The sequence below is a fragment of the Thermocatellispora tengchongensis genome (assembly GCF_014202315.1).
Lineage (GTDB): Bacteria > Actinomycetota > Actinomycetes > Streptosporangiales > Streptosporangiaceae > Thermocatellispora > Thermocatellispora tengchongensis.
In genome coordinates, this window is sequence record NZ_JACHGN010000013.1 from 59163 (window position 1) to 80619 (window position 21457).

At 70.9% G+C, this 21457-nt stretch carries 18 protein-coding genes; 7 read left to right on the top strand and 11 right to left on the bottom strand.

Annotated elements, in window-relative coordinates; genetic code table 11:
• Nucleotides 1-57: 57 nt before the first annotated feature.
• Nucleotides 58-1491, bottom strand: coding sequence for a carboxymuconolactone decarboxylase family protein (locus HNP84_RS28205; protein WP_185052964.1), 1434 nt, complete (start codon nucleotides 1489-1491; stop codon nucleotides 58-60).
• A 419-nt stretch (nucleotides 1492-1910) separates the two neighbouring features.
• On the opposite strand from HNP84_RS28205, the gene HNP84_RS28210 reads away from it, so the two are divergent.
• The gene (locus HNP84_RS28210) at nucleotides 1911-4745 is read left to right on the top strand and encodes a helix-turn-helix transcriptional regulator (RefSeq protein WP_221336858.1); all 2835 of its coding nucleotides are present in this window, start codon (nucleotides 1911-1913) and stop codon (nucleotides 4743-4745) included.
• A gap of 50 nt (nucleotides 4746-4795) precedes the next feature.
• Here HNP84_RS28210 and HNP84_RS28215 read toward each other — a convergent pair whose 3' ends face one another.
• The 4 genes from HNP84_RS28215 to HNP84_RS28230 form a co-directional block, all read right to left on the bottom strand.
• Nucleotides 4796-6016, bottom strand: a complete 1221-nt coding sequence (locus tag HNP84_RS28215; protein ID WP_185052966.1) for a trypsin-like peptidase domain-containing protein — start codon at nucleotides 6014-6016, stop codon at nucleotides 4796-4798.
• The gene (locus HNP84_RS28220; protein WP_185052967.1) at nucleotides 6006-6506 is read right to left on the bottom strand and encodes a DoxX family protein; all 501 of its coding nucleotides are present in this window, start codon (nucleotides 6504-6506) and stop codon (nucleotides 6006-6008) included. Before HNP84_RS28220 ends, HNP84_RS28215 begins: the two co-directional genes overlap by 11 nt.
• A gap of 186 nt (nucleotides 6507-6692) precedes the next feature.
• Complete coding sequence (gene rox, locus HNP84_RS28225; protein ID WP_185052968.1) at nucleotides 6693-8240, bottom strand: rifampin monooxygenase; 1548 nt, start codon at nucleotides 8238-8240, stop codon at nucleotides 6693-6695.
• A gap of 139 nt (nucleotides 8241-8379) precedes the next feature.
• On the bottom strand, nucleotides 8380-8703 hold the full coding sequence (locus HNP84_RS28230) for a hypothetical protein (RefSeq protein ID WP_185052969.1): 324 nt from the start codon (nucleotides 8701-8703) through the stop codon (nucleotides 8380-8382).
• Between the two features lie 544 nt (nucleotides 8704-9247).
• On the opposite strand from HNP84_RS28230, the gene HNP84_RS28235 reads away from it, so the two are divergent.
• From HNP84_RS28235 to HNP84_RS28245, 3 genes are read left to right on the top strand one after another with little or no spacing between them, the layout of a single operon-like run.
• Nucleotides 9248-10777, top strand: coding sequence for an AMP-binding protein (locus HNP84_RS28235; RefSeq protein ID WP_185052970.1), 1530 nt, complete (start codon nucleotides 9248-9250; stop codon nucleotides 10775-10777).
• Between the two features lies 1 nt (nucleotide 10778).
• Nucleotides 10779-11609: an enoyl-CoA hydratase/isomerase family protein gene (locus tag HNP84_RS28240; protein ID WP_185052971.1), complete on the top strand. Its 831-nt coding sequence runs from the start codon at nucleotides 10779-10781 to the stop codon at nucleotides 11607-11609.
• Nucleotides 11610-11619: 10 nt separating this feature from the next.
• On the top strand, nucleotides 11620-12432 hold the full coding sequence (locus HNP84_RS28245; protein WP_185052972.1) for an SDR family NAD(P)-dependent oxidoreductase: 813 nt from the start codon (nucleotides 11620-11622) through the stop codon (nucleotides 12430-12432).
• A gap of 51 nt (nucleotides 12433-12483) precedes the next feature.
• On the opposite strand, the gene HNP84_RS28250 is transcribed toward HNP84_RS28245, so the two are convergent.
• The 6 genes from HNP84_RS28250 to HNP84_RS28275 are packed head-to-tail and all read right to left on the bottom strand — an operon-like array spanning nucleotide 12484 to nucleotide 18400.
• Nucleotides 12484-13701: a thiolase domain-containing protein gene (locus HNP84_RS28250; protein WP_221336859.1), complete on the bottom strand. Its 1218-nt coding sequence runs from the start codon at nucleotides 13699-13701 to the stop codon at nucleotides 12484-12486.
• Between the two features lie 22 nt (nucleotides 13702-13723).
• Nucleotides 13724-14743, bottom strand: coding sequence for a branched-chain amino acid ABC transporter permease (locus tag HNP84_RS28255; RefSeq protein ID WP_185052973.1), 1020 nt, complete (start codon nucleotides 14741-14743; stop codon nucleotides 13724-13726).
• Nucleotides 14740-15624, bottom strand: a complete 885-nt coding sequence (locus HNP84_RS28260) for a branched-chain amino acid ABC transporter permease (RefSeq protein ID WP_221336860.1) — start codon at nucleotides 15622-15624, stop codon at nucleotides 14740-14742. The genes HNP84_RS28255 and HNP84_RS28260 overlap by 4 nt, the downstream gene beginning before the upstream one ends.
• Before the next feature lie 10 nt (nucleotides 15625-15634).
• Nucleotides 15635-16345, bottom strand: coding sequence for an ABC transporter ATP-binding protein (locus tag HNP84_RS28265; RefSeq protein ID WP_185052974.1), 711 nt, complete (start codon nucleotides 16343-16345; stop codon nucleotides 15635-15637).
• Nucleotides 16342-17130, bottom strand: coding sequence for an ABC transporter ATP-binding protein (locus tag HNP84_RS28270; protein WP_185052975.1), 789 nt, complete (start codon nucleotides 17128-17130; stop codon nucleotides 16342-16344). Before HNP84_RS28270 ends, HNP84_RS28265 begins: the two co-directional genes overlap by 4 nt.
• A gap of 10 nt (nucleotides 17131-17140) precedes the next feature.
• A complete protein-coding gene (locus HNP84_RS28275; protein ID WP_185052976.1) occupies nucleotides 17141-18400 on the bottom strand; it encodes an ABC transporter substrate-binding protein in 1260 nt (419 codons plus the stop codon).
• 684 nt (nucleotides 18401-19084) lie between these two features.
• Here HNP84_RS28275 and HNP84_RS28280 point away from each other — a divergent pair.
• From HNP84_RS28280 to HNP84_RS56230, 3 genes are all read left to right on the top strand, one after another.
• The gene (locus HNP84_RS28280; protein ID WP_185052977.1) at nucleotides 19085-19291 is read left to right on the top strand and encodes a Clp protease/crotonase-like domain-containing protein; all 207 of its coding nucleotides are present in this window, start codon (nucleotides 19085-19087) and stop codon (nucleotides 19289-19291) included.
• A 34-nt stretch (nucleotides 19292-19325) separates the two neighbouring features.
• Entirely contained in the window at nucleotides 19326-20114 is a 789-nt protein-coding gene (locus tag HNP84_RS28285) for an enoyl-CoA hydratase/isomerase family protein (protein ID WP_221336861.1), read from the top strand.
• A gap of 155 nt (nucleotides 20115-20269) precedes the next feature.
• Nucleotides 20270-21445 carry a TetR/AcrR family transcriptional regulator gene (locus tag HNP84_RS56230; RefSeq protein WP_185052978.1) on the top strand — a complete coding sequence of 392 codons (1176 nt, stop codon included), beginning with the start codon at nucleotides 20270-20272 and terminating at the stop codon, nucleotides 21443-21445.
• The last annotated feature ends 12 nt before the right edge of the window (nucleotides 21446-21457 follow it).

The following is a 21457-nucleotide window of genomic DNA, read 5'->3' on the forward strand; positions in this document are numbered from 1 at the left end:
ATGAGAACGGGTGCCGGGAAATCCCCCCGGCACCCGTGAGCCGCTGCGGAGCCCGGATCAGGGCCGGAGGCCGGGCCAGCCGCTGGGGAGCCGGATCGGCCCCACCCACGCCTCCACCGGCACTCGCCAGGCGTTCAACTGGAACGACACCTTGTGGTACTCGCCGACGAGCGTGACCAGCTCGATGAGCTGCTGGGTCGTGAAGTGCGCGGCGAGGGCCGCCCAGGTCTCCTCGGTGACCGCCGCGGTGGCGTTCAGTTCGTCCACCAGGCTCAGCACCGCGGCCTCGTGCGGCGCCCACGCGCCCTTGTCGATGTCGTGCGACAGCAGGTCGATCTCGGCCTCGGTCAGTCCCACGCCGAGCGCCACGTGCCGGTGGTGGCTCCACTGATAGACCGCGCCGCACCGCCACGCGCTGCGCAGGATGGTGAGCTCCCGATCGCGCGGCGGCAGGACGCCGCTGACGACACCGCGGGCGATCGGCACCGTCTGCTCGTACAGATCGGGATGGCGGACCAGGGTCGTGTGGATGTTCGGCAGGTTGGCCCGGTGGAACTCGAAGATCGCCGAATCGCCGTCGGCGACGCCGAGCGCCATTCTGGTCCGGGCATCGCGCTCCCCGGGCGGGAGCGGGGCGATGCGCGGTCGCGGCCGCAGGCCGGCGGCGATCTCCGCGGCCACGGTCTCCGACTCGCTCTCGGACATCGTGGCGCCCAGCTCGCGGTACCGGGTGGCGACGGTGACCGCCAGGTTCTCCGGGTGCGCCCACTCCGACCAACCGCCGAGCGGGATGTCCACGGCGGCCTCCTCGACGGGCATGCCCCGCGCGAACCGCGCATCCACCTCGGTGAGGAGGTGCTCCAGGTAGTCCCGGAAGTCGATCAGCCCGGCGTGGCCGGTCACCGGGCCGTGCCCGGGAACGACCACCGCGGGCCGCAACGCGGCCAGCCGCTCGCACGCGGCGTGCCACGCCGGCAGGGAACCCGACCACGCGGCCGGATGGGTGCCCGCGCAGACCACGTCGCCGGTGATCAGTGTCCGATCCTCCGGCACCCAGACCACCGTGTTGCCGTCGGCGAAGGCCGGCCCCAGCTCCATCAGCTCGACGACGGTGCCCCCGGCCCGGAGTTCGACGCCGGTGCCGAAGCCGGCCGCCGGCAGCAGCGCCTCGGCTCCGGCCAGCTCCGCCGGCGGCGCCGGACGGCGGCGCAACTCCGCGGCGACCAGGTCGGAGACCAGGAACGCGGGTCCCGCCCCGTCCTCGGCGAGGCCCCGATGCCCCCATGTCCGGTACGACGCCGCGTCGGTCACCACGACCCGGCCGACCGAGGCTCCCGGAAGCACGGCGGTGAGGGCGGCGGCCAACCGGCGGGTCGACCACTCGTCCCGGGCCACGTTGACCAGCAGACTCTCCGTCGCGTTGGGCAGGAAAGCGTGGTTGCCGCCCTGCCGGCCGTCATCGCCGACGCCGGCCCAAACATGCCTGCTCACTTGGCTTGCTGTCATTTGAGTGTCCTTTGCTGTTTTCCCGCCTTCGACGATGTCGCATTGAGTGAAGGAAGGACAACCGGAGAACCTGAAATAGAGGTTGGACCGGGACAATCGATCGGCTTCCCCGAAACACCTGCGCCGTCCGGGACGTAAAGCCTGCTGGAATGTCCTGGCGTGCGGTGCTTGCATGGTCAAGGAATTCGCCGTTCTCGGTGTCAACCGGAGAGCTGCTCGCCTGTTATAGGGAGGTCGCGCCGCATGTTCAACGACCTGAAACGCGAACTGTAGATGAACAAGCGCCAATACTTCCGGATCACCGTAGATCACCATGAATGGGGCGGCTTAAATTGGGCCCCAGCGCCCTGCCCCCATCGCCCGCTGGAAGTCGTCGGTTCGCCCTGCTCGCGGCGCGCTGGAGAGTGGCGGGGCAACGGCCGGTCGATGACGAGTGCGACCTCGGGGAAGGAGCCAAGCGGGTGTTCGCCGAGCGGCAGGAGCAGCTTGCCGGCTTCACGGCCGCGCTCACGGAGTGTCAAGCCGGAAACGGCCGGCTGCTGGCGGTCACCGGCCCGTTCGCCAGCGGGAAGACCTCGCTGCTGCGGGCGTTCGCCGAGCACGCCGCCGGGAGCTTCCACGTCCTGCGGGCCACCGGCGCCCGCAGCGAACGGGAGCTGCCGCTGAGCCTGGTCGGCCAGTTGAGTCACGACCTGCCGCTCGCGATCGGCCCCGCCGGCCGGGCCGAGCTGGTACGCGAGGCGCACAGCATCGCGGTGCGCCACGGCCGGGGATCGCCGGTCCCCGCGGCACGGCTGGCGCGTATCCGGCACAACGCGACCGCGGCGTTGCTGGCCGCCGGCGAGCGGACACCGCTGCTCCTGACGATCGACGACCTGCACCATGCCGACCCGGCCTCCCTGCACTGCCTGCTCTACCTGGTCCGGCGCATCCGCAGCGCACGCGTCCTGGTGGTGGTCAGCGGCAGCGAGCCGGCGGAGCCGGCCGATCCCGAGACGTACGCCGAGCTGATGGACCAGGCGTCCGGCGACCACCTCGCGCTGGCGCCGCTGTCCCGGCACGGGATCGGCGAGCTGCTCGCCGAAGCCCTGGGCGAGCGGCCGGCCGACCTGCTGGTGGACGCCTGCGAGCGGGCAACGGGGGGCAACCCGCTGCTGACCCAGGCGCTGATCACAGATCTTCGCGACTCCGGGGAGCCCGCGCTGGACCCGGAGGGGCAGGTCCTGCCCGGTCACGCCTACGCCTCCGCGGTGGGCAGGTACGCGGAGCGTTGCGATCCGGTGATCCGGCGGGTCCTGGCCGCCACCGCGCTGTTCGACGAGCGCCCGCCGGCGGGCCCGATCACGATCGCCCGCCTGGCCGAGGTCGAGACCGCGGCCGCCCGCCGGGCGCTGTCCGGTCTGGAGAGCGCCGGCCTGGTGAGCGACGGCCGGCTCCCGCACCCGAAAGCCCGCCAGGCGGTGCTCGACCACTTGCCGCCCGCGGCCCTGACCGACCTGCACCTGCGCGCGGCCCGGCTCCTCTACGAGGAAGGGGCGGCGCCGCTCCCGGTCGCCCGGCACCTGCTGGCGGCCGGGCAGGCGCCGGGCTGGGCGGGCCCGGTGCTCCGCGCCGCCGCCGAGGAGTCGCTCACCACCGGCGACACCGAGATGGCCGTCGTCCTGCTACGGCTGGCCCACGACGGCGCGGCGGACGAGGCGGAACGGGCCGCGCTCAAGGTCGCGTTGCTCGAAGCGGAGTGGCGCACCGATCCGGCCGCCGCCGGCCACCGGCTGAGGCAGCTCACGGCCGCCGCCCGGACCGGCCTGCTCAGCGTGGGCCCGCGCGTGACCATCGCGCACTGCCTTCTCTGGCTCGGGCGTACCGCGGAGGCGGCCGAAGTGCTCGACGGACTCGCGGCGCTGGAGACCGACGCGGAACAGAGCGCCGAGATCCGGTTCCTCACCGCGTGGGCCCGGTTCACCCACCCCGGCCTGCTCGGCGAGGAGCCGGAACACGCCCGGGAGCCCCGGCGCGGCGCCGAGGGTGTGATCAACACCCGGGACGCGCTGGCACAGGCCATGGAGACCATGATGGCCGACGGGCCGGACGACGCGGCGGCGGTCACGGCGGAGCGGGCCCTGCCGCGTGCTCTGCTCCTCGATGGCGGGACGGCCCTGCCCGCCGCGGCGCTGACCATCCTCATCTGCGCCGACCATCTCGAAGTCGCGGCCCTGTGGACCGACCGCCTGCTGGCCCAGGCCGCTGTGGCCGACGCGCGGTCCTGGAGGGGGACACTGCTGGCGATACGCGCCGACATCGCGCTCCGCTCCGGCCAACTGGCCGACGCGCATCGCTACGCCGAGGCCGCGCTGGGCATGATGTCCCGCGAGAGCTGGGCGAGCACGGTCGGCCTCCCGCTGGGCACCGCGGTGCTGGCGCACACCGCACGCGGCCAGTCGGCCGAGGCCGAGCGGCACCTCGACCAGCCGGTGCCGGACGCGATGTTCCGGACCGTCTGGGGCCTGTACTACCTGCGGGCGCGCGCCGGCCACTACCTGTCCACCGGCCGGGCGCAGGCCGCCCTGGACGACTTCACCGCCTGCGGGGACCTGATGGCCCGCTGGAACCTCGACCTGCCCGCTCTCGTGCCATGGCGCATCCTCGCGGCCCACGCCCACCTGGCGCTCGGCCGACCGGAGCGGGCCCGCGAGCTGGCCGAGATCCAGCTCACGCGGATGGGCCCGGAACCGAGCCGTGCCAAGGGAGCCGCGCTGCGCGTACTGGCCGCGGTCGCCCCGCTCGCGCAGCGGCCGTCGCTGCTGCGCGAGGCCGCCGAGATGCTCCGCGGCTGCGGAGACCGCCTGGAGCTGGCCCACACCCTGGCCGACCTCAGCGAGGCGCACCGCTCCCTCGGCGACGTCCAGCGCACCCGGATGACCATCCGGCGGGCCCGTGACCTGGCCGCGGACTGCCAGGCCGACGCGCTGCGCCGACGCCTGCTCCCCGACGTCGGCGAAGTCGTGGCCGAGGCCGCCGACGAGACCGGCGCGGGGGGCCTCAGCTCCCTGAGCGAAGCCGAGCGGCGGGTCGCCGCGCTGGCGGCCCAGGGCAGCACCAACCGGCAGATCGCCAAGAAGCTGTTCGTCACGGTCAGCACCGTCGAGCAGCACCTGACCAGGGTCTACCGCAAGCTGAACGTGAACCGCAGGGTCGACCTCCTGGCCAAGCTCGGCCCGCGGTTCAGCAACATCGCGTGAGCGTACGTAGCCGTACCGCCGCCGGCCGGCCACGGGCGGGCCGGGTGGACTCAGCCCTCGCGTACGATCTCCAGCGCCGCGGCGCGCGCGACGTCGACCGGGATCGCGAAGCCGCCGTCCGTGCCGGTGGTCGCGGTGAGCACGCCCAGCACGTAGCCGCTCTCATCGACCAGCGGCCCGCCCGCGCTGCCCGCGGGCGGGTCTGTGTCGATGCGGATCGCCGCAACCTGGCCGCCGCCGGCCACCGTCACCGGCTGCTTCAGGGCCCGGATGGAACCGGCCATCAGCGCGCCCGAGGCGCCGACGGCGTACGCCCGGTCCTGGGGGCGCGCCTGGGCCAGTCCGGAGCCGGAGTGCAGCGGCGGCAGGCCGGAGTCGTTCACCCGTAGCGCGGCGACGCCGACGGACGGGTCGCTGCCCAGCACCCGCGCGGTGAGCGGGGTGCCGTCCGGCCGTACCACGGTGATCTCGCGCGCCCCGGCCACCAGATGCGCGCTGGTCACCAGGATGCCGGGTACGGCGACGCGGAACGCCGACCCGGCGCCGCCGGGCCCGTTCAGCGAGACCACGCTGTCCGCCACCCGGGCAACGCGCTGGTTCCCGGCGGCCGTGCCGAGCGTGGCCCAGTCCTCCGGCTTTATCCGGCCGGCCAGCGTGAACTCGTCTCCCGTGCGGGCGTACAGGGCCGCCTCGCCTTCGCCGAGGGTGACCGGGGGAGCCAGCACGCCGGGATACACCCCGTGCCCGGCGATGACCAGATGCGGTTCGCCCGCGCGGGGCGCCTGCCGCTCGATCAGCCGATTGAGGCGCTGCTCGGCCCGCTCGTCCCGTTCCGGGTACAGGCGTTCCAGGCCGGGCACCACCTCGAACCGGCCGAAGGCCAACTCGGCGGTGTCCTTGCTGCGGCAGTAGGGACTGGCCCAGACCTCTCCGATCGGGACGGCCAGCCGCCGGATCCCGGCCCCGATCGCCTGCGCGTCGGCGCGGCCCTCGGCGGAGAGGTTGCGCTGCGTCCCGCAGTCGTCCAGATCGACCGTGGGGGCGTCCGGCCGGGAGTGGTCGGTGGCGGCGTGGCGGATGACGATCGTCAGGCCGCCATCGCGCAACCGGGCGAGCAGGTCCTCGCCGGTACGCGTCGCGGCCGGCCGTTCGGTGGTGCCGGCGTCGCTGCCCGTGCCGGCGTCGCTGCCCGTGCCGGCGTCGCCGCCCGTGCACGCGGCCACCGCCAGCAGCAGGACCGCCGCGAGCGGCGCCGCCCGCCTAGGCGTCACTGGGGCGTCCGACAGGGGCGATACGGCCGGGACGGATGGGCAGACGTCCGGCCAGCACCCGGTCCACGCTGAGACGGCCGGCGCCGGTGCCCAGCAGCGCGAGGGAGGCGGCCAGCATGATGAAGGCGAACCCGGAGCCGCTGCCGTCCTGGCCCATCACCAGGCCCTCGCCGGCGTGGACGAAGATCAGCGCACCGGCCATCACCACGGCGAATCCGGCGCAGATCAGCCGGGTGAGCGCGCCGAACAGGACCACGACGCCTCCGACGAGCTGCATGTAGGCGCCGAAGAGGGTGCTCAGCTCGGGCAGCGGGATGCCCGCGGCGCGGTAGTTCTCGGTGTTGGCCGCGGCGCCGCCCGGCTGTGACACGTCGCCCCACCCGTGCGCGATGAAGACCGCGCCGACCGCGAGGCGGAGCAGCAGCAGGCCGATGTCGGATGCGAGGCGTTGCCTGTCGTCACTGAGGAATCGCGCGTTGTGCGCGGTCATCGGCGTTCTCCTTCTCATGGGGAACGGGGCGCCGGCGTGCTGCGCGCCCCCTCGCGTCCAATGCAGCCATCGGCACCCGTCCGGGCGGAAGGATCGGCTGGGTAGAGACTTATACCCCCGAGGTATGGATGGCTGAGACCCGCTCGAACAGCAAGCGGGCGGCCGGCTCGGGCGTGACGCCGGCCTTCAGCCGGCGGGCTTGCCGAACCAGCGGGAGAGGTGGTCGTCCAGGTCCTGCTGATCGTCGCCGATCCAGGCGACGTGGCCGTCGGGGCGTAGCAGGACGCACGGGACATCCAGGTCCGCAGTGGGATCCGCGAGGTGATCGACCCGGTCCGACCAGCCGCGGACGGTCAGGCGTTCGGTGCGGTCCAGCAGCAGGCCGCGGCCGCGACGCAGCAGATCGTAGAGGCGGCCCGCTTTCACGTCGATGTCCGGCAGGCGGCGGCCGAGCAGGCCGGGGCCTTCGCCGAAGTCGTAGCGGACGCCGATCGCGGTGATCTTCTCGATCAGATGGCGGTTCACCTCCTCGAAGTCCATCAGTTCGGTGAGCAGCCTGCGCACGGCCTGCGGGCCCGGTTCGGGGGACAGCAGTTCCATCTGGGCGCGGGTGTTGTCCAGTACGTCCTCGGCGACCGGACGGCGTTCGGCCTGGTAGGTGTCCAGCAGTGTCTCCGGGGCCCAGCCGCGGACCTGTGCGGCCAGTTTCCAGCCGAGGTTGAACGCGTCCTGAACGCCCAGGTTGAGGCCCTGTCCGCCGATGGGTGGATGGATGTGCGCCGCATCGCCGGCCAGTAGCACCCGCCCGGCCCGATAACGTTCGGCCAGCCGGGTGGCATCCCCGAAGCGGGACATCCAGCGCGGGGAGTGCACGCCGAAATCGGTTCCGGCGATGGCGCGCAACTGTTGTCGGAAATCCTCCAGGGTGGGCGGTTCCGCGCGGTCGCCGACTCCCGCGGCGGGGACCACGACGCCGTAGATTCCTTCGCCGAAGGGCCGGAGCTGGAACCGCTGATGGGGCTCGCGGATCTCGGTCACCTTGGCGGCGATCTCCTCCGGCGGCACGCCCACTTCCATCTCGCCCATCAGCGTCTCGGTCCGCGAGGGCTCGCCGGGGAAGCCGACACCGAGCCGTTTGCGCACCGTACTCCGCCCGCCGTCACAGCCGACGAGGTAGCGCGAACGCAGTCGCTCCCCGTCGGCCAGCTCGACGGTCACACCCTCGTCGTCCTGCTCGAAACCGGTGACCGCGCAACCGCGCCGGACCTGCGCACCCAGTCCGATCGCATGCTCTTCGAGCAGATGCTCGATGACCGGCTGCGGGATGCCCAGCAGATAGGCGTACGCCGAATCCAGGCCCTTGGGCGCGGGTTTGGGGATGGCGGCGAAGAAGCCGGCGGCCGGACGCCGTCTTCCACGCTGGAGGAGGCGATCCAGCAGTCCGCGCATCGCCATCAGTTCGAGACTGCGGATATGCAGACCGACTATGCGGACGAACGACGCGGGCTCGGTCTCCTTCTCCAGAACGAGTACCCGCACATCGTGCAGCCGCAGTTCGGCGGCCAGCGTCGCACCGGTCGGCCCGCACCCGGCAATGATCACATCGTAGACGAGGGGCGCGCGATCGGCGCCGGAGGCCGGCGCCCGGAGAGCTCCGGGGACGTCGCCCGCGCCGGAGTCGCGCTCGATCCTGTCGTTCGACGGCGGCTCGGCGGTGACCTGCTGAGAGTGCATAGGTGTTGCCTTTCGGGAGTGCCTTGGGGGTGAGGCGCTCCCGGCGACACCTACCTCGATCGCCCGGCCGTGACGGGAAGGGGGAGCACCCACTTCGATACAGCGTTCATGGGTCTCACCTCCTCGGGCGGTGTCACGGTCAACCGCAAGCTACAAGCCCGAGCGCCACCTCGTCCACTCTTTTCCCGGCCACCTGATCACGACCACGAACCGGCCCGTGCGGTCGCTGTGATCGAGCGAACAGGACGACGGCGGACCGGCGGCCCGTGTCGATGTCGATGGTGCCGTAGAGGCCCCGCTTGTCGTCGTCGGTCGGCTTCTGCTGCCGGGCGGGGGCGGTGAGGACGGGCTGGACGAGCGCACAGCTCCTCGCGGCCTGGGCTCGCGCCTGGCCGCGGTCGCGAGCCGTTACGGTATCGCGCTCGCCCTGGTCGTTATCGTCGCGCCGTTCTCGGTGCTCCATCCCGGGACCTCCAAGACGATCATCTGCCTCGATCTTCCGGGTCCTGCCGCCTCGCCGGGCCGGCGCTGCGGGGAGGCGGCGGCTCGCAGAGTGGCGCACGACCGCGGCACCCTTGACATGAAGTGAATGATGAATAAGCATGTGTGGCATGACTCGCGCCCCGTCAACGTCTTCGAGCAGCAGGTATCAGCACCTGTTCGACCGTCTTCAGCTAGCCGATGGGGCAATATGTATATGCGTATTCATTCGATGATGGTCGTGATCTAGGGTGGTACGCCTTCGCGGGAACTCGTCTCCGCGCGAGTGACCGCCCGTCGCGCGTTGCGGAAGGGGCAGAGGTTCGTCGATCGCGACGTATGGCGCCGGGGCCGCGCGGGGTCGTCCGCACCCGGGCCGTGGCCTGATCCTCGTGGAGCGCGCCGAGCCGGCATCCGCGACAACGTGGAGCGGCTCGGCGCCGAAGCTCCGCGTTCTTCTTCCACGAGGTCCGTGGGGCGATCACCACGACTTCGTCCACCCCTCAGCCGGCGAAAGGGCTGCAGCGATGAATGAACCATTCGTTCGCTCCGGGAATCGTCACAGGCCGCTCTCCGAGGCCAGGGCCCGCGCCGCGCGGTTCGCCGGCGCTCTGCAGGACCTCGGCATCGGCCACGGCGACCGCTACGCGATCGTCATGCGCAACGAGATCTCCTACCTTGAGGCCAATCTCGGCGCGGCGGCGATCGGGGCGGTGCCCGTCCCGGTGAACTGGCACTGGACCGGCACGGATCTTGAGCACCTGCTCACCGACTCCGGCTCGAAGGTCGCGGTCGTGCACAGCGATCTCATCCCGGCGGTCGAGGCCCACATGCCCCCAGGCATGCGGATCGTCGAGGCCGGGGTCCCTGCGGAGATCCGCGAGGTCTACGGGCTCGGCGACGTTCCGCTGACGGGGAGGCATCCGGTCATGGACGACCTGATCGACCAGACCGAGCCGGCCGTCGCGACGGACCAGGCCCCTCCACTCGCGGTGATCTACACCTCGGGGACCACCGGCCTCGCCAAGGGAATCCTGCGTGACCCCGTCCGGCCCGAGGCGGTGCCCGGCATGATGCGCTCGCTGAGCGACCTGTTCGGCCTCCAGCCGGGCTACACCACCGTGCTGCCCGCGCCGCTGTACCACTCGGCCCCGAACATCAACATGATCTCCGCCGCCGCCCTCGGCATGAACATCATCATCATGCCGAGGTTCGACGCCGAGGAGTTCTTGCGTCTGGTCGATCGGTACCACGTGGATTCGGTGCAGATGGTGCCGACGATGTTCGTGCGCATGCTTCGGCTCCCCAAGGAGGTCCGCGACAAGTACGACGTCTCCTCGCTCAAGTCGGTCGTCCACGCCGCCGCGCCATGCCCGCCGGACGTCAAGCGGGCGATGATCGACTGGTTCGGCCCGATCGTCAAGGAGTACTACGGCGGCTCCGAGGGCGGAGCCTGGGTCCAGTGCACCACCGAGGAGTGGCTCGCCCACCCCGGCACCGTGGGGAAGCCTGCCGGTGGTGCGGCCATCCGCATCCTCGGGCCGGACAGGCAGGAGCTGCCTGTCGGCGAGACCGGGGTGATCTACGGGCGCCCCGCCGATTACTGGCCCGACTTCACCTACCTCAACGACGACGCCAAACGGCGCGAGATCGACGGCGGTGACGGTTTCATCACCGTCGGCGATGTCGGACGGGTGGACGAGGACGGCTACCTGTACCTCAGCGACCGGCTCAACGACATGGTGATCTCGGGGGGTGTGAACATCTACCCGGCCGAGATCGAGGCATGCCTGCTCAGACTGGAGGGGGTCAAGGACGCCGCCGTGTTCGGGATCCCGGACCCGGAGATGGGGGAGTCCCTCGCCGCGCACGTCGAACTCGTACCCGGCGCCAAGGTCACCGCGGACGATGTCCGCGGCCATGTCCAGCGGAGCCTGGCCAGGTACAAGGTGCCCAAGGTCGTGGTGTTCGAGGAGCGGCTGCCGCGCGAGGACACCGGCAAGCTCTTCAAGCGACGTCTGAAGGAGAAGTACCGGCCCGCCGAGGGGAACGCCTGACATGGCCGCGGAGCTGAGCGGAACCCGGCCGGTCGCGGGCCGGGCGACGACCGACATCGAGCTCGACCCGCGTGGCGAGGTCCTGTGGGTGACCCTCGATCGGCCCGAGCGCCTCAACGCGATCACACCGCGCATGGTCCGGGAGCTGTACGACACCTTCGACGGCCTGGCCCGCGACCCCTCGGTGAGGGTGGTCGTCCTGCGCGGCCGGGGGCGTGGCTTCTGCGCCGGCCTGGACATCCGCTTCGCCGGCCAGATGACCGGCGGCGACGTCGGCCTGCCCGACGTGATCACCGCGATGCGCGCCTGCCCTCAGCCGATCATCGCCCTGGTGGACGGACCGGCGTGCGGTGGAGGCTTCGCCTTCGCGCTGGCCGCCGACATCCGGATCGCCGGTCCGGACGCCGCGATGAACGTCGCCTTCGTCCGGCTCGGGGTGTCCGGCTGTGAGATGGGCGTGTCCTACTTTCTGCCGCGGATCGTCGGACTGTCGGTGGCCGGCGAGCTGATGTACACCGGCCGCTTCATCAACGCCGAACGGGCCTTGCAGACCGGGCTGGTCTCCGCGGTGTGCGGAGCCGATGAGCTTGAGCAGACCGCCACCGACCTGGCCGGAGAGATGCTCCGGGTGGCGCCCCTGGCCCTGCGCAAGACCAAACAGACGCTCGGCCGCGCGATCGAGGTCACCGATCTCGCGACGGTGATGGCCATGGAGGAAGCGGCCCAGATGGAATGCATGCGCGGCGGGGACTTCGAGGAGGGCGTGCGCGCCTTCCTGGAGGGCAGGGAGCCTCGGTTCGGGCTCGGACACGCCGCCGGCCCGGAAGCGTGAGGAGCCGTCAGTGGGGGCACTCGACCAGCAGGTCGCCATCGTCACCGGAGCGGGCAGGGGTGTCGGCCGCGCTACGGCGATCCGTCTCGCCCGCGAGGGCGCACCGGTGATCGTCAACGACATCGACGAGCAGGTGTGCCGCGAAACGGCTGAGATCATCGGCGGCGCCGGCCGGCAGGCCCTCGCGGTGCCGGGCGACCTGACCGACCCCGGGATGTCGCGGCGGCTGGTCGATGCGGCGGCGGCGACCTTCGGCCGGATCGACATCCTGGTCAACAACGCGGGCTGGGTCGAGGTCGCGCCGATCCGCGACATCGACCTCGCGCGCTGGCAGCGGATGATCGCCATCAACCTGGACGCCGGCTACCTGCTCCTGCGGGCCGTCGGCGCCCAGTTCGTCCGCCAGTTCCGAGACGGAGGGCCCGGCGGCGACCCCCGCCAGCGGAAGATCGTCAACGTCTCCTCGATGGCCGGCGTGGACGGCGTCGCCGGGTCCGTCCACTACTCGGCGGCGAAGGCCGGCGTGATCGGCATGACCCTCGCCGCCGCCCGTGAATGGGGCAGGTACGCCGTCAACGTGAACGCGGTCGCGTTCGGCGTGATCCGTACGAGGCTCACCGCGGGCGTGCCCGACGACTCGGGCGAGGCGTCGGCCATGACGGTGAAGCCCTGGGCGCCCGGTCAGTTCGAGGCGCTGACCAAGGCGGCGGCCCTCGGCCGGCCCGGTACGCCCGACGAGGCGGCGGCCGCCATCTACTTCCTGTGCTCGCCCGACTCCGACTACGTGAGCGGCCACGTGCTGGAGGTGGCCGGTGGCCCCTGACCCGGGGCCGTCCCGGCCGCCATGGGGCCGGGTGACCGGCGCGGCTCCCGTTCAGAGCGCGCTCAGGACGCTCACGTAGTTCGCGATCGCGAGGCCACCCATGTTGTGGACCGCCGCCTTGCCCGCCGAAGGCAGTTGCAGCTCTCCCGCGGTGCCGGTCAGTTGCATCGCCGCCATCACGTGCTGGGAAACGCCGGTGGCCCCCACGGGGTGTCCCTTGGACTTCAGTCCACCGGAGACGTTGACCGGCAGCGCACCCCCGGGCAGCACGGTGCCGTCCGCGATCGCGCGGTGTCCTTCGCCGGGAGCAGTCAGCCCCAGGGCCTCATAGAGGACCAGTTCGGCGATCGTGAAGCAGTCGTGCAGTTCGATGAAGGACAGATCGCCGAGCTGGACCCCGGCCATCTTCAGTGCGGCACGCCAGGCGCCGACGGTTCCGGCGAAGGCCAGCGGATCGCGTCGCGGTCCGGGCAGGAAGTCGTTGCAGTGCCCGACCCCGTCGAATCGGACGCCGCGGGTGCGGGCGTCGCGGGACCGGCGCTCGGGCACGGTGAGCACGATGGCGGCGGCGCCGTCGGACACGGGCGAACAATCCGTTCGCCGCAGACGGCCGGCCACCACGGGGTTCTTCTCCGACACCTCGGCGCAGAACTCCACCGAGAGCTCCTTGCGGAGGTGAGCGTACGGGTTGAGCGCTCCTTGCCGATGGCTCTTGGCCGCGATCTCGGCCAGCGTGTACGACGGATCCTGGTAGCGATCGGCGTAGTGATCCGCGACGTCGGCGAACAACCGGGCGAATCCACTGGTCGAGGTCGTGCCGGCGAGCTCGTAGTCGGCGCTGAGCAGCGCGGAACCGACGGTTGCCGAGTCCCGCTCGGTCATCTTCTCGGCGCCGACGACGAGGACCGTCCGCGCCGTGCCGGCGAGGAGCGAGCGAATGCCGGTGTGGACTGCCGCGGAGCCCGACGCGCAGGCGTTCTCGACGCGGGTCGCGGGCAGGCCGTGGAACGCGTCGTCGGCCTGGAGCACGAGGGAGCTGGGGAACGCGAGCGCGTTCATGCCGGCGTTGAAGTTGCCCAGCACGATCTCGTCCACGTCACCGGCCTCGATGCCCGCGTGGCGTACCGCCGCGTTCGCCGCCTCGACGATGAGCCCTTCGAGGGTCGGCTCGCGCTTTCCGAAGCGCGTGTGCGCCCATCCGGCGATGCGGACCTCCGTGCCGTATTCATCCCTGAGCGTCATGCGCGTACCTTTCGTCAACGTGGGCATGTGCGCGGCCGGACGGCAGCGGTCACTCCTGCTGCCCGGCTCTCTGTTCGCGACGCTGGAGCAGCGGTCCGCCGACGGCCCGTAGCAGTCCGGCGACGCCGTACGGCATCAGGAACATGAAGGCCACCAGCGCGACGCCGTACATCAGCCCGGACGCGGATTCGTTGATCTCGGCGGTCCAGGACGGCATGTAGACGACGAAGATCGCGCCCAGGATCACGCCGGGCAGGGAGCCCAGGCCGCCGACGACGACCATCGTCAGGAAGGCGATGGCGAGGGTGAGGTGGAACGCGTCCGCTGCGACGAACTGGGTCACGTAGGTGTAGAGGACACCTGCCACGGCCGCCAGTGCCGTGCTGGTCGCGAAGACGAAGGACTTCGTCGTCGAGGGCCGGATGCCCATCGTCGTGGCGACGGCCTCGTTGTCGCGCAGGCCCCGCATGGCTCGCCCGGTGCGCCCCCGGCTGAGCAGCCGGCACATGACACCGGTCAGTGTCGTCACCGCCAGGCAGATGTAGAACACCCATTGGTCCCGATCCAGGCCCGTCCAGGCGGGTGGGGCCGCGATGTCGAGCGCGATGCCCCGCGCGCCGTGCGTGACGTCGTCGAATCGCTTGATCAGCGAGGGCGTGATCAGCGCCAGTGCCAGGGTCACCACCGAGAGGGAGAGCGGCGAGAGGCGAAGTGCGGGCAGACCGAACACGAAGCCGACACCCCAGCCGACGGCGGCGGCCACCGGGATGGCGAGGAGGTAGGGCCAGCCCGCGGTGCCGGCCAGGACCGCCGAGACGTAGGCGCCCAGGGCGAAGAAGAACCCGTGACCGAGGGAGATCTGCCCGGTCATGCCGGTGAGGAGGTGGAGGCCGAGGCCGACGACCGCGTAGACGCAGACCAGCGCGCGCTGGGTGTTGGCGTAGGGCGCCGAGATCAGGGGCGCGTAGAGAAGGCAGCCCAGCACGATGACGCCGGTGGTCAGGCTCAGCCACGCCGGGAGCTCCAGCGACGGGCGCGGCTTGTGCACGGCCCGGAGGATCCTGTTCACACGCGCACCACCGTTCGCGAGCCGAAGAGTCCCTGCGGGCGGGCCAGGAGCACGATCATGATGATCGCGAAGGCGACGGCCTGCTTGAAGTCCTGGCCGATGCCCGGGACGTAGGTGCCGGCGAGGTTCTCGACGACCCCGACGACGAGGCCGCCGACGATCGCGCCGACCGGGCTGTCGAGGCCGCCCAGGGTGGCGGCGGCGACCGAGTACAGCAGGACGGGCAACAGCATGCCCGGCTGGAGGAACTGGTTCGGCGCGACGAGCGACGCCATCAGCGTGCCGATCACGGCCGCGATCCCCCAGCTGAACGTGAGCGTCGCGGTGACCGGGAGGCCGAGCAGGTTGGCGGACGGAGTGTTGTCCGATGCCGCCCGCATCGCGAGCCCGAACCTGGTGCGCTGGAAGAGGAACCACAGCGCGACCGCGATGAGCACGCAGGCCGCGATGATGACCACATTCTGGCGGCTGATCATGGTGGGCCCGAGCGCGATCGGAGGGCCCTCGGCGACGTTCGGCATCTCCTTGACCTGATAGCCCCAGATCCACGCCTCCACCTGGAGGAGGGTGACCAGCACGCCGAGGCACACGATGAACAGGCCCAAGTGGTTGGACGATTCGAGCAGCGGCCTGATCAGGGTGCGCTCCATCAGCGCGCCCGCCACGAAGGAAACGGCGACGGAGGCCGGTAACGCCACCGACAGTGGCAGGCCCCAGTCGTGGAACTGCCACGTCAGGAACGCCCCGAACGTCGCCAGCTCGCCCTGGGCGAAGTTCACCAGCTTCGAGGTCCGGTAGACCAGGACGAGGCTGAGCGCGATGGCGGCGTACAGGACACCGGCCGTCAGCCCGTCGAGTATCTGTTGCAGGAGCACGGTCACGTCTTGACTCCTATGCGCCGAGGTAGGCGCGCTGGATCTGCTGGTCTTGGCGCAACTCGGCCGCGGACTGCTTGGGGCCCAGCCGTCCTGCGGACATCACCAGCGCGTCGTCGGCGATTTCGAGGCTGAGATGGGCGTTCTGTTCGACGAGCAGGATCGTCATGTCAAGGCGCTCCTTGATCGCGCGCAGGCTGGTGAAGAGCGTGCCGGTCAGCTTCGGGGACAGGCCGAGGGAGGGCTCGTCCAGCAGGAGAAGCCGGGGTTTTCCCATGAGCGCCCGTGCGATGGCGAGCATCTGCTGCTCGCCGCCGCTGAGACCGGACGCCAGTTGTCTGCGGCGCTCGCCGAGCCGGGGGAAGAACTCGTACCACCCTTCGAGCGAGGACTCGACCTCCGAGCGTGGCCGGTGGTAGCCGCCGGCGCGGAGGTTCTCCTCAACGGTCAGGCTGCCGAAGGTGCCCCGTCCTTCGGGGACGTGGCCGATGCCCAGCCGGGCGGCGGACCTGTGCCGCCCCCTCCCTACGACCCGCCGCCCTTCCAGGGTGGCCGTCCCCGTCGCGGGGATCATCCCGGAGAGCGCGCGGAGCAGGGTGGACTTCCCGGCGCCGTTGGCGCCGAGGATCACCGTGATGTTCCCCTCCTCGACGCCGAACGAGACGTCGAAGAGGACCCGGAGGCCGCCGTAGCCGGCACAGAGGTTCTCGACGGTCAGCAGGCTCACACCGACCCTCCCAGGTACGCTTCGACGACGGCCGGGTCGTTGCGCACCTCGTCGGGCGGACCGTCCGCGATCTTCTGCCCGTGATTGAGCACGACCAGGTGGTCGCAGATGGACATCACCATGCCCATGTGGTGCTCGATCAGCAGGACGCTGAAGCCGTAGCCGGTTCTGAGCCCGCGCACGACCTCCGCGAGCTCGTGCACCTCCTCGATGATGAGCCCGTTCGCCGGCTCGTCGAGCATGAGCAGGCGCGGCCGGAGCATGAGGGCGCGTGCCAGCTCGACGCGCTTCAAGGTGCCCAGCGGGAGGCCCGACGCCGGATGCCGCTCAAGGTGGGCCAGGCCGAGCGAGTCGAGCACGCCGCGCGCCCGCTCGCGTTCGCGTCGCTCCTCCCGCCACATCAGCGGGAGGCCGAGGCCGGTCGCGAGGAATCCGGCCCGGGTGCGGTGGTAGGCGCCGCCCAGCACGTTCTCCAGGACGCTCTGCGCCGGGAAGAGCCCGAGGTTCTGGAACGTCCTCGCCACGCCGGCCCCGGCGACCTGGTCCGCACGGAGCGACAGAAGATCCACCCCGTCGAGGGCGATCCGGCCCGAGTCGGGCCGGTAGAGCCCGCTGACGCAGTTGAACAGCGCGGTCTTGCCGGCGCCGTTCGGGCCGATCAGCCCGCAGACTTCGCCAGGCGCGACTTCGAACGAGGGCCCGTCCAGCGCGACCACGCCACCGAACCGAAGACGGACGTCGCGGACCTTGAGCGTGCCGGCCGCGGGATGCCCGGCTCGGGGCATCGAACCGGACTCACTTGTCAATGGAGTAGACGCGGTCACCCGGGACCCAACCTTTCTGGCTCGCGTCATAGGTCACCGTGACCGCCTGACGCACGTACGACGGATCGGTCTCACTGGCTCCGATGGTGATCCCCGGAAGCGCGAAGTCGGTGGTGAGCTTCATCGTGCGCGCCGTGTCGTAGATCGCCTTGCTGGTACAGCCGTTCGTCGCCCGCAGAACCTGGATCAGGAAGTTCGCGGTCAGGGTGCCTGCGAAGTACAGGCTGTCGTTCGGATCGGCCCCGCGCTCCTTGGCCCACGCGGCGTACTTCCGGATGGCCGGGTCGGCGTCGGCGCCGACGATGTTGCCGCTCTTGAGCCAGGAGATGGAGTGGAGGTCGTCGCCCGCGCCCGCGCCCGCCGCCTCGATGAGCTGCACCACCACGTTGGCCGAGGTGATCCACTTCTCGGGCCGCCAGCCCAGCTCGTTGATCTTCTTCAGCGCCATGGTGACCAAGCTTCCGGAGCCGAGGTGCAGGAACACGTCGGCGTTCGTCGCGCGCAACGAGGTGACCTGGGAGTCGATGGTGGGCGCGGTGGTCTCGTAGGACTCCACTCCGACGATCCTGAGGCCGGTGCCCTCGACCAGCTTCCTGACGTTCTCCAACTGCCCCTTGCCGGTGTCCTCGTTGGAGTAGAGGATGGCGATCTTCGCGGCGGGGTCGCCCGCCCTGATGCCCTCGACCATGACCTTGTTCTCGAACGCGGCCGTGGGGTTGGTGCTCAGCGCGAACATGCCTTCGCCGCTGCGGTACTTCGCCACCATGTCATTGGAGGGACTGCCCGCCGACAGGAGCAGCGGGATTCCGGCCTTCGTCGTGTAGTCGAGGTAGGCCTGTATCGACGAGGTGCCCGTGTTGGAGTAGAAGGCCGCCACCCGGTCCTGCTCGACGAGACGCCTGACGTTGACCACGCTGCGCGCGGGGTCGTAGCCGTCGTCAAGACTGATGTATTCGATCTTCCTGGTCTTGCCGTCGCCCATCTTCACCCCGCCGGCCGCGTTCACCTCGTCGAAGACCGCATGCGACGCGTCGACGAGCGACTTGTAGATCGCTCCGGGGCCGGACTGCAGAGAGCTCTGCCCGATCTTGATCTCGGTGTCGGTGATGCCGGGGGAGCACCCGCCCTGCTCGCCGGCCGCCTCGCGCCCGGCTCCGCAGGCGGTCAGGGCGGCGAAGCCGAGCGCGCCCGCGGCGGCCAGCGACGTCCACTTGGTCCATCGGACATTCATGGTGGTTGCCTCCAGGGTTCTGCGCCCTTCGCGGAGCGGCGTGGCGTGGCGTACGGAGAGTGAATCCAGATTTACCCTTCTATGTCAAGCATCACAGCGAATGCCGGATATGTAGGCGTGAGAGCGGCTCCACTGACGCAAGGCCGCACCGATCGCACGCCTGATCTGCTTGCTTGGCATTTACTTCACTCGGCGGCGGACGGAGAGTGCGCGGGCGCCGGAGCCGGGTCCGGGGGAGTGCGGCGCCGGCGGCCCATCTGATGCGAGGCGCCGTCGCGACGGATCGACGGCCGGTGTCGTCTCACTTAATGGCGATTGACTTAGCCCTCCGGTGTCCGTACATTGGCGCTCGCACGGGCCCGGCCGGGTCCGCAAGGCGGAGGAGTGGCTGGATGGCAACGCTCGAAGGCCGGACGGCCGTCATCGCGGGCGCCGGCAGAGGGCTGGGCCGCGAGTACGCTCTCCGATCCGCGACGCCGGCCGCGAACGGCGTCGTCACTGACAGCGGTGGCGCGGCGGACGGCACGCCCGACGACGCGCCGCCCGCGGAGGTCACGCCGGGGTCGAGCGGACCTGGCGCGAGATCGAGTCGCGCGACCGGGACCGCGCCTGGAGCGAGGACGAGCTGGCCGAGGAGTTCGGCGGCTCGCCATGAATGAATCCATATTCACTTATTGTGATGCGGTGAAGATCGCCGCCCGCCCGACGTTCGGGCTGCGCCTGGCGAAGGAGAGCATCAACCGGTCGCTCGACGCCCAGGGCCAGACGGTCGCGCTGGAGTCCGCCCTGAGCCTGCACAACCTGGGCCACGCCGCCAACCTCGCACGTGACGGCCGGCTCGTCGTGATGTCGGGGTTGGACGTCATCCGGGACCTCTCCCGGCACCCGTGAGCCGACGTCACCGGATCAACGCGGAGGGGGGACCTTGACCGAGAACCTGGTGAGTTATCGCTTCGAGGATGGACTCGCCCGGATCGTCATGCTGCGGGGCGACCAGGGCAATCCGATCAACGGAGCCTGGAACGCGGCCATGCTGCGGGCGTTGCGGCGGGCGAAGAACGACCGGGCCCGCGTGATCCTCCTTTCGGCGGCCGGACGGTTCTTCTGCGTAGGGGGCGACCTGACCGTGCTGGCCGCGTCGGAGCGCCTTCCGGACGATCTCGACGACATCGCCGACGCACTGCACCGGGTGGTCAGTGAGATCCAGCGCTCCGACGCCATCGTCGTGTGCAGCGTGCAGGGAGTGGCGGCGGGAGCCGGCTTTCCGCTGGTCGCCGCGGCCGATCTCGTGGTGGCGGCGCGGTCGGCGTCCTTCACGCTCGGCTACTCGAAGGTCGGACTGAGCGTGGACGGAGGCACCAGCCTGCTCGTGAACACGCTCGGGCTGCACCGAGTGCTGCGACTCGCGCTCCTCAACGAGCGGGTGACGGCCGATGAGGCCGCCGAGCTCGGCCTGGTCGCCAAGGTGGCGGCCGACGCCGAGCTGGCCGCCGTCACCGAGGAACTGGTGCGGACGCTGCTCGCCGGACCGGCGCGCGCACAGGCCGCCACCAAGGCGCTGATCCGTCAGGCGGCCGAGGCGGACATCGAGGCCGCCCTTCGGCGCGAGGCGCTGGCCCTGCGAACGCAGGCGCAGAGCGCGGAGGCGTCGGAGGGGACGGCCGCATTCGTCGGCAAGCGCCGGCCCCGGTTCGGCGCCGCCGTTGACACGTGAACGTCGCCAGAGTGCGATGCCGCCGTGCCCGCCCGGCCGGGGCCGCGCTCGCGGCGCCGGTCAGGGGCGGCGCCGCCGGAGCAGCGGAACGTCAGCGCGCGCCATGGAGACGCGAGGCGCGGGAGTCTCCCGGAGGCGACGACTAGAGTGATCCCGTGACGTCAACAGCCGCCTCAGTCTCCTCCGGTCCACGTCGACGTCCGCGTGACCGCAAGCGGCAGATCCTCACCGCTGCCAGAGACCTCTTCGTCCAGAAGGGTTACCCCAACGTATCGATGGCCTTGATCGCCGAGCAGGTGGGAATCACCGCAGGCGCTCTGTACCGGCACTTCGAGAACAAGGCCGTCCTGCTGGAGCGGGTGATCGAGGACAGCTTCTCCTGGCTCGACGTTCCGATCGGCCACGTCGACTACGACAGCGCGGTGGAGGAGGTGATCGCGCTGGTGATCGACCGTCCCTACCTCTCCGACCTGTGGACACACGAGACCCGGTATCTCCCCGAGGAGAAGCGGAGCGACCTGAGGCGGCGGATGCGGACGTGGAACGAGAGCCTGACCCCGGCGCTGCGCGGCCGGCGGCCCGATCTCGACCCGGGACAGATGGAGCTGCTGGTCTGGTCCGTGCAGTCCATGATCTCGTGCATAGGCCGCCAGGCGCTGCACTCGCCGGTGGCCGAGCGCGTCCCCGCGGTCCGCGCGGGACTGCGGGCGTTGACCTCGGCCGAGCTTGTGCCGACGGGTGCGGTGGTGGACCGCAGGCCGCGACGACTGCTGCCGAACTCGATGCGGGAGCGTCTTCTGCTGGCGGCCTTCGAGCAGTTCAGCGAGCGCGGGTTCCAGGACACCTCGATGGCGAGTCTCGGCGCCGCCGTCGATGTCACCGGGCCGAACCTCTACAGCTACTTCGAGAGCAAGGCGGATCTGCTCCGAGCCGTTCTGGACCGAGGCACCCATGCCCTCTGGCTGGGCCTCGACCATGCCCTGGCGACCTCGACCGATCCGGCCGAGGCGATAAGCAAGCTCACTCGCTCCTACGTCGCGATGGCCCGGCACTGGGCGTCGAGCGTCGAAGACCCGAGGGGCCAGTACAACCTGGAGGAGCCGGTCAGGGCGTTCCAGCGTGAGTACATCGCCGAGTGGGTGACCCTGCTGGTGCAGGCCAGGCCGGAGATGAGCCCGCGCCGAGCCCGCCTGCGAGTCCAGCTCGGGCTGTTCCTCGTCGCCGACCTCTACAGCAACCCGAGGCTCACTCGCATCGAGACGTTCCAGGAGAACGTCGCCGCGCTCGTCCTCGCCATCCTGTTCGACCGCTCGGCGACGGACACCCCCTAGCGTCGCCGGCTC

What these genes read in the sequence shown, in the direction of transcription:
- HNP84_RS28240 (WP_185052971.1), top strand. Translation starts at nt 10,779, where the DNA reads ATGGCCGCGGAGCTGAGCGGAACCCGGCCGGTCGCGGGCCGGGCGACG.
- HNP84_RS28220 (WP_185052967.1), bottom strand. Translation starts at nt 6,506, where the DNA reads ATGACCGCGCACAACGCGCGATTCCTCAGTGACGACAGGCAACGCCTC.
- HNP84_RS28230 (WP_185052969.1), bottom strand. Translation starts at nt 8,703, where the DNA reads ATGGAGCACCGAGAACGGCGCGACGATAACGACCAGGGCGAGCGCGAT.
- HNP84_RS28270 (WP_185052975.1), bottom strand. Translation starts at nt 17,130, where the DNA reads ATGCCCCGAGCCGGGCATCCCGCGGCCGGCACGCTCAAGGTCCGCGAC.
- rox (WP_185052968.1), bottom strand. Translation starts at nt 8,240, where the DNA reads ATGCACTCTCAGCAGGTCACCGCCGAGCCGCCGTCGAACGACAGGATC.
- HNP84_RS28275 (WP_185052976.1), bottom strand. Translation starts at nt 18,400, where the DNA reads ATGAATGTCCGATGGACCAAGTGGACGTCGCTGGCCGCCGCGGGCGCG.
- HNP84_RS28250 (WP_221336859.1), bottom strand. Translation starts at nt 13,701, where the DNA reads ATGCCCACGTTGACGAAAGGTACGCGCATGACGCTCAGGGATGAATAC.
- HNP84_RS28235 (WP_185052970.1), top strand. Translation starts at nt 9,248, where the DNA reads ATGAATGAACCATTCGTTCGCTCCGGGAATCGTCACAGGCCGCTCTCC.